Source organism: Citreicella sp. C3M06 (assembly GCF_018860705.1).
In the GTDB taxonomy this organism is placed as follows: Bacteria; Pseudomonadota; Alphaproteobacteria; order Rhodobacterales; family Rhodobacteraceae; genus Salipiger.
On the sequence record NZ_JAHKQA010000060.1, the window covers coordinates 1,564 to 3,722 of the forward strand.

Genomic DNA, 2,159 nt, shown 5'->3' on the forward strand with positions numbered 1-2,159 from the left:
TCTGGGACAAGGTTCCGTAGTCGTCCCTGACCTGTGCTTGATGCCCGGCCAATCGGGAGAGGCAAGGCGGCTCCAATCATCCATCCGGCGGAGAGGTTCCGGAAAATACTTCCGGCCCGAACGGGTCATCCATGGCATCGCGCAGCGCGAGCTGGAAGGCCAAGGTCAGCAATGCGGACCTTCCTGCCCCTCGCGGCACGTGCTGTCTTTATGCGAGGCCCGTGGTGGCACGTGGGAATTGCCGAGTTCTGCCCTTCTCAACGATTTGCGCGAAGGTCCGGGGCATATTGCGAGGGCAGCCCCGGACCGCTCATTTAGAGAGCGCCATTGAGATTTGTTCGAATGGCAGGCCTTCGTCATCGACAGGGCGACGACAGATCTCGATGAAGCCGAGCTTCTCGTAGAAAGCCCGGGTTCTTTCATTCAGGGCATAAACCTCGAGCGTGAGCCGAGGCTTGAGGGACATTCCGTGCGCAATCAGCGCCTGTCCGACGCCCATCCCTTGGCGTTCGGGTGAAACGAAGATTCCGCCGATGGTGGTATCGATCAACCCAATGAAGCCGATAGGCCGACCGTCAAGGCAGGCCACCCAGGTCTCGGCCTGCGGTAGGTAAAACTCTGACACCAGCGCGCGGTGCTCGAGCAATTTTTCTTCGCCCAGAAAGGCATGTGCGATGCGGGACGCTGCGAGCCAGATGTCACTCAGCGCGGCATTGTCGTCCGCTTGGTAGGGGCGGATTTCGATGGGTCTTTGGGTCATGGTAAACGTCCGGATAGGGTGCGTATGCGCAGCAGAGGGCATCGTCCAAGAGAACTCGGACGACGTGTTTCGAAAAATTGCAACTCAACCTCTGCGCATAAAGCACCTTCTGCGGCCATCGGCGCGATTACGCCCGCACAGGAAAGCTGTCAACAGAAGCAGACCCACGCTCCGCGGCAGAAGGGGCTCCGCTTTGGTCAAAGTGTGACAAACGCGCCGCACGGACCCCCCGGCCTGAAACAGCACCTTGAGTGGTTCGCGCGTGAACGGTATCTGCCGATCAGCCTGACGCGAATGGCGTCATGCCATGGAGATTTTATGCAAGAGCCCCGGGCCAACGCCCGTTCCTGAGCTTCACAAGCCTGCAAGCTTCGGGAACAACTGACACGACAAGGACACTCACGCGCGATGTTGAGTGATCCCGTTTCTATGCTCTCATGAAATCGAGAAAATCCGTTGAATATATCAAGGCACGAACAGCGTGTTTTGCACGAACTCGCCCGTGGTGGAGCCATTCACCATGAACGGTGCGACAACGGCAAGATACGCGACATCACCTGTTACACACGCGAAGGGCACGTCCTGACGGACTGCACGCTCGACCTGTTCCAGCGCCTGAGACGGCGCCGCTTCATCCGTTCACAAAACGGACACCCCTACCGGGTGACGCGCTTGGGAGTCACCTCCGTGCGCGCGCAACTCAACCAACGCTGAAAGGATCACTGACAATGAATGATACAATCCGAACCATCCGTCCCTATCAGGCGGAGGACATCGAAGCGGTAATCGGTGTCTGGCAACGCGCAAACGCGCTGGCCCATCCGTTTCTGGCCGCGGACTTCGTTGCCGAGGTGCATCAGGCCATGCGCGACATCTATCTGCCGAACGCGGAAACCCACGTCTTGGAGGTGGACGGCAGGGTCGCCGGCTTCATCGCGCTGATTGGCAATGAGATCGGCGGCTTGTTTCTCGATCCAGCATTGCACGGTCGGGGCCATGGCCGTGCATTGGTGGATCATGCGGTCACACTCAAGGGCCCTCTGACCGTCGAGGTTTTCCGCGACAACATGATCGGTCGGCCTTTTTATGAGCGCTACGGGTTCCAATGCGTCGCGGACGAACTGCACGAACCTTCCGGTCATGTTAGCCGCAAGATGGCAATGCCCGGCGTGTAACGTCTCAGAAATCCGCCCGCTCCCCATCAGAGGGGGCGGGCAATCTTCTGATTGAAAAGACGACGCGATACACGCATGCGACCACAGCCGCTTTCGCCTGCTCAAGCGCGCGTCGGGTATCGTTGACGCGGTGCCATCTCACATTGGCGCGAAGGTTGGGAAGAGTGACAAACGATGGCTGGACGTCCCGGATTAGGGTTTGCGCGCAGCTCGAACGGGTGACC

At 59.1% G+C, this 2,159-nt stretch carries 4 protein-coding genes; 2 read left to right on the top strand and 2 right to left on the bottom strand.

Annotated features, from left to right (window positions below; genetic code table 11):
* Positions 1 to 310: 310 nt before the first annotated feature.
* A complete protein-coding gene (locus KO516_RS13880; protein ID WP_216004383.1) occupies positions 311 to 760 on the bottom strand; it encodes a GNAT family N-acetyltransferase in 450 nt (149 codons plus the stop codon).
* A 456-nt stretch (positions 761 to 1,216) separates the two neighbouring features.
* On the opposite strand from KO516_RS13880, the gene KO516_RS13885 reads away from it, so the two are divergent.
* Both KO516_RS13885 and KO516_RS13890 read left to right on the top strand, forming a co-directional pair.
* Positions 1,217 to 1,474: a YjhX family toxin gene (locus tag KO516_RS13885; RefSeq protein WP_216004384.1), complete on the top strand. Its 258-nt coding sequence runs from the start codon at positions 1,217 to 1,219 to the stop codon at positions 1,472 to 1,474.
* A gap of 14 nt (positions 1,475 to 1,488) precedes the next feature.
* Complete coding sequence (locus tag KO516_RS13890) at positions 1,489 to 1,935, top strand: GNAT family N-acetyltransferase (RefSeq protein ID WP_216004385.1); 447 nt, start codon at positions 1,489 to 1,491, stop codon at positions 1,933 to 1,935.
* Between the two features lie 4 nt (positions 1,936 to 1,939).
* Here the strand turns inward: KO516_RS13890 and KO516_RS13895 are convergent.
* Positions 1,940 to 2,159, bottom strand: a 220-nt coding sequence (locus KO516_RS13895; protein ID WP_216004386.1) for a hypothetical protein, incomplete at its 5' end; no start/stop codon positions are given.